This window comes from Lentzea flava, assembly GCF_014648475.1.
GTDB lineage: Bacteria > Actinomycetota > Actinomycetes > Mycobacteriales > Pseudonocardiaceae > Lentzea > Lentzea flava.
In genome coordinates, this window is sequence record NZ_BMRE01000159.1 from 1 (window position 1) to 752 (window position 752).

The 752-nt window shown below is 66.5% G+C and carries 1 protein-coding gene; it reads right to left on the reverse strand.

Going from position 1 to position 752, the window contains the following annotated elements; all coding sequences use genetic code 11:
• The coding region (locus IEZ09_RS47330; protein WP_229813579.1) for a hypothetical protein at nt 1-234 on the reverse strand (234 nt) is incomplete at its 3' end.
• Between the last annotated feature and the right edge of the window lie 518 nt (nt 235-752).

Consider the following 752-nt stretch of genomic DNA (forward strand, 5'->3'; position numbering starts at 1 on the left):
CTCCGGCAACACCACCGCCGACAACGACACCACCTCACGCAAAACCAGAGGCACCGACCGCTCCTTCAACAAGCCCCCACTGACCTTGGCAACCCCCGCATCCGTATACAAATGCCCAGTCCGCGGATCCTCAGAACGAAGCATGCCCCAAGCCCATTCACCAACCAGCTCACCAGTCAGCGCAGACTTGAACCTGACATGGCGACCACCAACATGACACTCCAGCGAGATCATGCAACCCCGCCCACGCTCGAAAACTTTCACGAACTCCGTAAGCGTCCCCACCCCACCCTGACCAGGACGCCACCCCACAAACTCCGCCCGCACCTGCGCTGGCAACGACACCTCACCCGAAGACACCTCACCCGAGGACACCGCCGCGGACGAGACCCCCACCCCACCCACACCACCCGACCCCTCAGAGCCCACCCCAGCCCCACCAGCCAACCTCACTCGCTTCGTCGGCCGCGCCCCCGCACCCCGACCCGCACCCCCGGCACGACCACGCTTACCAGCAGGACTTACCACACCCCCCTGCCCATCCCGCACACCAGAACCCAGCCCAGCCCTGGCACCGGCCTCGGCATCAGCGGCGGCATCAACGCCGACCGGCCGCGACGAGCCACCAGCACCGGACTGCTCCCCCGCGCCGCCCGAAAACTTCTTCCACCGCATGCGCACAGTGTCCCGATGGAGCAGGTCTCCGGACAGCATGGCCACACCCAGCGGGCTGTAAGGCGCACCAGCCTTAC